The 5,827-nt window shown below is 59.9% G+C and carries 5 protein-coding genes; 3 read left to right on the forward strand and 2 right to left on the reverse strand.

Going from position 1 to position 5,827, the window contains the following annotated elements:
* Positions 1-184 (reverse strand): FmdB family zinc ribbon protein (locus Q4Q11_RS30565; protein ID WP_498571826.1); only part of this gene is annotated, 184 nt, incomplete at its 3' end.
* 395 nt (positions 185-579) lie between these two features.
* Here Q4Q11_RS30565 and Q4Q11_RS30570 point away from each other — a divergent pair.
* The 3 genes from Q4Q11_RS30570 (at position 580) to Q4Q11_RS30580 (ending at position 4,805) form a co-directional block, all read left to right on the forward strand.
* A complete protein-coding gene (locus tag Q4Q11_RS30570; RefSeq protein WP_498571827.1) occupies positions 580-2,265 on the forward strand; it encodes a Na/Pi cotransporter family protein in 1,686 nt (561 codons plus the stop codon).
* Positions 2,258-2,761: an NUDIX hydrolase gene (locus Q4Q11_RS30575; protein ID WP_498571828.1), complete on the forward strand. Its 504-nt coding sequence runs from the start codon at positions 2,258-2,260 to the stop codon at positions 2,759-2,761. The genes Q4Q11_RS30570 and Q4Q11_RS30575 overlap by 8 nt, the downstream gene beginning before the upstream one ends.
* 361 nt (positions 2,762-3,122) lie before the next feature.
* Complete coding sequence (locus tag Q4Q11_RS30580; RefSeq protein ID WP_498571830.1) at positions 3,123-4,805, forward strand: ABC transporter ATP-binding protein; 1,683 nt, start codon at positions 3,123-3,125, stop codon at positions 4,803-4,805.
* A 148-nt stretch (positions 4,806-4,953) separates the two neighbouring features.
* On the opposite strand, the gene Q4Q11_RS30585 is transcribed toward Q4Q11_RS30580, so the two are convergent.
* Positions 4,954-5,827, reverse strand: an 874-nt coding sequence (locus Q4Q11_RS30585; RefSeq protein ID WP_498571829.1) for a hypothetical protein, incomplete at its 5' end; no start/stop codon positions are given.

Genomic DNA, 5,827 nt, shown 5'->3' on the forward strand with positions numbered 1-5,827 from the left:
GAATGCCCTCCGCTTCCTCATTCCAGACGACGGCATGCGTTTGGCCGAGGATCGCCATCTCTGTCCATTCCTGCCCCGATCGAGGCACGAACTGGCGGTCGTCGTCGCAGATCGGGCAGGTTGGCGGCGGCCGATCGCTTTCGCGGAATTGCGTGCCGCATGTGATGCAGATGAAGTGCGTCATCTCGAAATCCTCGCTGGCCTGTCTCACCGGCTCCCAGGCGCCAGACCCGCTTGGCGGCAAAGTAGGCGTTTTGTGCTATATTGGCCTGATGTCGCATGGATCAAAGCGAAAAGGCGAAGCAACGCCCATCGGCAATATCGTTTCGGACAGGAAATCGTCGTTTTCAGGCCGGCGTTTCCAAACGAAATGAGTATTCGTAGCGTATAATGACGGGCATGGTTTTCTGGCATCTTTCTGATTCTAAATCAAAAAGAGAATATTATAACAGTTTTGTGACAAGCTGGTCTTGCAAAAGGCAGGAAAACGAAGAAAGATAGTCGGCTAATTAAATTCCCGCTAATTGCCATATGTCGCCCGGCGTCCCGTTGAGCGACGCAGGCATATGGAGGATCGCCATGGCACTCATTTTTGGCCTTGTTGCCCTGGCCGGCCACATCGCTCTTCTGCTCTGGGGTACGCGCATGGTCCAGACCGGCATCCAGCGCGCCTTCGGCCCCGATCTGCGCTCCTTTCTCGGCCGGGCGCTGAGCAATCGCATGAAGGCGTTTTTTGCCGGGATCGGCGTCACCGCCATCCTGCAGAGCAGCACGGCAACCGGCCTGATGGCGTCGGGCTTCGCAGCCGGCGGACTGGTGGATCTCGTGCCGGCGCTTGCCGTCATGCTGGGCGCCAATGTCGGCACGACCCTGATCGTCCAGGTGCTGTCCTTCGATGTCGCCGCCGCCTCGCCGGCGCTCATCCTGATCGGCGTGCTGATGTTCCGCCGAACCGGGAATTCGCGCGTGCACGATCTCGGTCGCGTCATGATCGGACTTGGCTTCATGCTTTTGGCGCTGCATCAGCTTCTCGACCTGATGACGCAGTATGAGGGGTCGAAGGCGCTTGCCTATGTGCTGGATGCGATCGCCTCCACACCGGTGCTGAGCATGCTTCTGGCCGCGATCCTGACATGGGCTGCCCATTCCAGCGTTGCCGTCGTGCTGCTCATCATGTCTCTCGCAAGCAAGGGCCTTGTCGATGTCGAGCAGGCCTTTGCTCTGGTTCTCGGTGCCAATCTCGGAACTGCGATAAACCCTCTGATCGAAGGGCAATCGGGCACAGACCTGTCCGTCAAACGGCTGCCGATCGGCAATATGCTGACGCGCATTATCGGCGTGATCGCGATGATCGGTCTGCTGGAGCCAGCCACGCGCCTGTCGGCGCTGATCGATAGCGACAGTGCGCGCGCCGTTGCCAATTTTCACAGCGCCTTCAATGTCGTTCTCGCCGTGATATTCATGCCGCTGTTGCGGCCCTACGCCGATCTTTTGACCAGATTGCTGCCGCAGAAGATCGACGAAGCCGATCCTACACGTCCAAGATATCTCGATCCGGCCGCCAAGGAGACGCCCGTGGTCGCGCTCGGTGCGGCGGCACGGGAAGCGCTGAGGCTGGTCGATGTTTTATCGGAAATGCTTGCAGGCGCGAAATTGGCGCTTTCCGATACGGATCGAAAGGCGCTCACGCGGTTGCGGTCGCTGGACAATATCCTCGACAGCCTCAACACTGCGGTCAAGACCTATCTGACATCGATCGATCCGGATGAATTGGGCGAGGCCGACAGGCGGCGTCTGAACGAGATCCTGCTGTTCTCGATGAACATGGAACATGCCGGCGACGTGCTCGACCAGAATCTGCTGCCGCATCTGGCAAAGCGCTTGCGCCGGGGCCTTTCCTTCTCGAAGGAAGGGCAGCTCGAACTGGCAACGCTGTTCGACAGATTGCAGTCGAACCTGCAGACGACGGCAGCCTTGTTCATGACGCAGAACGAGAGTGCCGCGCGCATGCTGGCGGAGGAAAAGGTCATCTTTCGCAAAGCCGAGCGCGAGGGAACGGAAGCCCATTTCCAGCGTTTACGCCAGGGCGGAATCGAGACGGCCGAGACCAGCTCGCTTCACCTCGACCTGCTGCGCGATATCAAGCAGATCAATTCCCATCTGGTCGCCGCTGCCGCCTATCCCGTTTTGGAAGAGCGCGGCGAACTCTTGCAAAGCCGGACGCCAAGTCCGCTCCCACAGGCAGCCGTGATAGCGCATGACTAAAAAGACCTATCTCCGCCGTCTGGCAGGTGAAGCGGAAAAACTCTTCGCCGGCCGGTCAATCGAGCAATATGGTGCGATCTGCTTCAGGTGGCGGCCTGGGCAGCAGAATGTCGAGATCCTGCTGATCACGTCGCGCGAAAGCGGCCGGTGGATCATTCCCAAAGGATGGCCGATCGGTGGCAAGCTGCCGCATCAGGTTGCCGAACGCGAGGCCTGGGAAGAGGCCGGCGTCAAGGGAAAGGCCAGGAAGAAGAGCTTCGGCTATTATACCTATCTCAAGACGCTCGATAGCGGTGAAATCGTTCCGTCCGTCGTTCAGGTCCACCTGCTCGAGGTCGCCAGATTGGATGAGCGTTTTCCCGAACGTGGCCTGCGCCAGCTTCAATGGCTTTCGCCCGATGAAGCGGCTGCCCGTGTTCGGGAGCCGGAGCTGAAAAGCCTGCTGCGCATGGTCGGACCTGCTCTTGCACAAAAGAAGCAAGGCGATATCGCCTGAAGGCATCGGTCTGTGGAGATCCACAGGATTGCCGTCCCGCCGTGGTGCGGCACCTGCATGCGGTGAAGGCATTGTCAGGTCCAAGCAAACGTTGCATATTCCTGTCGTTGCCCACGCATCCGGGAGATTGAGATGAAAGCGATCATGTCCAAACTCGAAGCCATCCGTTTTAAACAGGACATGATCGCATATGGATTCCAATCCTCTCGATGGAGAACGGCGCCCGTCAAAAAGCCGTGAACGTTTCTTCTCAAGCTTTTTTTCTTCTGCCGGCGCAGGCAACGACGCGTCGGAACGTCTGAAGGCGCGCGCCCGTGCGAGGCGCTTCATCTCCTACTATCGGCCGCATCTGCCTCTGCTGATGGCGGACTTATTGTGCGCAGTATCGGTCGCCGCTACGGCCGTGGCCATGCCCCTGATCGCCAATCATATCGTCAACCGGCTGCCTGAACTGGCAAACGCGCCGGACGCCCTTCAGCAGATACTGTCCCTGGGCGCCATCATGCTCGGCGTCTTTCTCGTGCAGGCTCTGGCCACCTACTTCGTGGACTATCAGGGCCACGCCATGGGGGCCAGGATCGAGGCGCAGGTTCGCAGGGAGCTCTTCGAACATTGCCAGAAGCTATCCTTCAGCTTTTACGACCGCCAGCGTACCGGCCAGCTCATGAGCCGCATCAGCAACGACTCCCTTTGGCTGGGCGAGCTCTTCCACCATGGCCCGGAAGACCTCGCCATCAGCATCCTCAAATTCGCAGGCGCAATGATGGTGCTTACCCTGATCGATCCGGTCATTGCCCTCGCGATAGCGCTTCTGATCCCATTTGCCGTTGCCTATGCGCTGCATTTCAACGGCCATATGAATGCGGCGCTGCGCACCAGCAAGGAGCGGATCGCTGGAATCAATGAACGGGTGGAAGACGCATTGGGCGGCATCCGTGTCGTACAGTCCTTTGTCAACGAAAGCGATGAACTGCGCCGTTTCGAGCGGGAGAACCGGCGTTTTCTCGACAGCAGGAAATCAGGCTACCGCAGCGAGGCATTGCTCTGGGTCGGCATGGACGGGTTCTCCCAGCTGGTGACCATCATGGTCATCGTGCTGGGCGCGATCCGCATCATCACCGCCGATCTCTCGGCCGCCAGCATGCTGACGCTCCTGCTTTGCGTCGGGATACTGGTCGATCCCGTGCGGCGGCTCGATAATTTCATTCGCCTCTGGCAGGAGGGCTACACCGGCTTCGTCCGGGCGATGGAACTCGTCGAAGAAGAGCCGGAGATCGTCGACCGCCCCGGCGCTTCGCCTCTCGGCGGGGTCGAAGGGGCTATCGGCTTTCACTCGGTCAGCTTCGGCTACGAGACGGGCGAGCGGCCGGTGCTCAACAACGTGTCGTTTGCCGTCAGGCCGGGCGAGCTCGTGGCGTTGGTCGGTCCGTCGGGGGTCGGCAAGAGCACGCTGTGCAGCCTCATTCCGCGATTCTATGATGTCGGGGCAGGGAGTGTGACCATCGATGGCCGGGATGTCCGCAATATCAACCTGGCTTCGCTGCGCCGCTATGTCGGCCTGGTGCAGCAGGATATCTATTTGTTCAGCGGCACCGTCATCGACAATCTGCGCTATGGCCGTCCCGAGGCGAAAGACGAGGACATCGTTGCAGCCGCAAAGGCAGCCAATGCGCATGATTTCATCATGAGGCTTCCGCAGGCTTATCAGACCGACACCGGCCAGCGCGGTGTGAAGCTCTCAGGCGGGCAAAAGCAGAGGCTGACGATCGCCCGTGCCTTTCTCAAGAATCCGCCGGTGCTGATCTTCGACGAAGCGACCAGTGCGCTCGACAACGAGAGCGAACGTGCCGTGCAGCAGGCCTTGCTAGGCTTAGTAAAGGGCCGGGCGACCATTGTCATTGCGCACCGCCTTTCGACCGTCAGGCATGCGGACAGGATTCTCGTACTGACGCAGGATGGCATCGTGGAAGAAGGCCGGCATGATGAGCTGATGGCCGCGGGCGGCATCTATGCCGGACTGCATGGAGCGCAGGCGAGCATCTGACATCATGCGAATCGAAAGCATGTCCCTCTCGCCCACCACCGCCGATAGATGGAGGAAACGCATCGGCAGTCAGTTCAGGCCGAGGCTGCGGCGATCCGGGCTTCGGATCGCTGCCTGCCAGGTTTTCAGCTCCATCCGCGCTTCTCTGTCATTGCTGGCCGCAGATCGGTATCGGCCGGGCAGGCGGTGCCGGATGGTCCTTCTTGTACTGCACGATGATCGGCTCGAGGCTCTCCTTGGGCCAGAATTTCGGCGTGCCGATTTCCTTCAGGCAGGACTCGTTCCAATATAATCCGGATTGTGCCGGAGAGCGCCCTGCCGCGACCGCTTTGGCAACGGCCCTGATGTCCGAAGACTCGGGATAGATATAGAGGGTCGTCGGATTATCCTTCACCATGGAAATGATCTGGCTGGCGTCCGACGCCGACCAGCTCGTGCAGCCGTCGCTGCGGCCGCCAGCATATTCCACCAGTTTTCCGAGCGGAACATATCCGTCGCGGTTGGCATAGGGGCTTTGCGGATCCTTCTTCATGCATATGCCGGCAACCTTGGCCGCTGCATGTCCGCCGATCGCCCGTTGCCGTGCGTTGGCCGTCTCGCCTTCGCCATCGAACTGGATGAAGGTGCGAAGGTAGGCCGCATCCTTGGCTTGGGAGAGGCGATAGTAACCCTTGAAGGTCGTCTTCGTCTCCTCCGTCATATAAGAGCCGCCCGTCGTCAGGTTCGAGTCCATCGCATTGCCGAAGTTCTTGGCGCACATCCGTCCGTTGCCGAAGTCGGCGACGCCCTTGAGGTCGCGGCCGCTGCCGTGTCCCGAAGACACGACACGGAAAGTTTGCGTCGCCTCGCAGACGATGTAGAAGCGGCCGGCCGACTTGCCGTCATTCGGAGTGTTCGGGCGTGTCGCGTCCATGGCGAAATAGCAGGGATTCCTGACTTTGCCTTCGCTTACCTTTTGCATGTAGAGCGCGCGCGCCCTTTGCAGGATCGGCTGGGCAATCTGACCGTCACCCTGTCCGACA

Source organism: Rhizobium sp. UFLA01-1127 (assembly GCF_059803845.1).

What these genes read in the sequence shown, in the direction of transcription:
- Q4Q11_RS30570 (WP_498571827.1), top strand. Translation starts at nt 580, where the DNA reads ATGGCACTCATTTTTGGCCTTGTTGCCCTGGCCGGCCACATCGCTCTT.
- Q4Q11_RS30575 (WP_498571828.1), top strand. Translation starts at nt 2,258, where the DNA reads ATGACTAAAAAGACCTATCTCCGCCGTCTGGCAGGTGAAGCGGAAAAA.
- Q4Q11_RS30580 (WP_498571830.1), top strand. Translation starts at nt 3,123, where the DNA reads ATGGCGGACTTATTGTGCGCAGTATCGGTCGCCGCTACGGCCGTGGCC.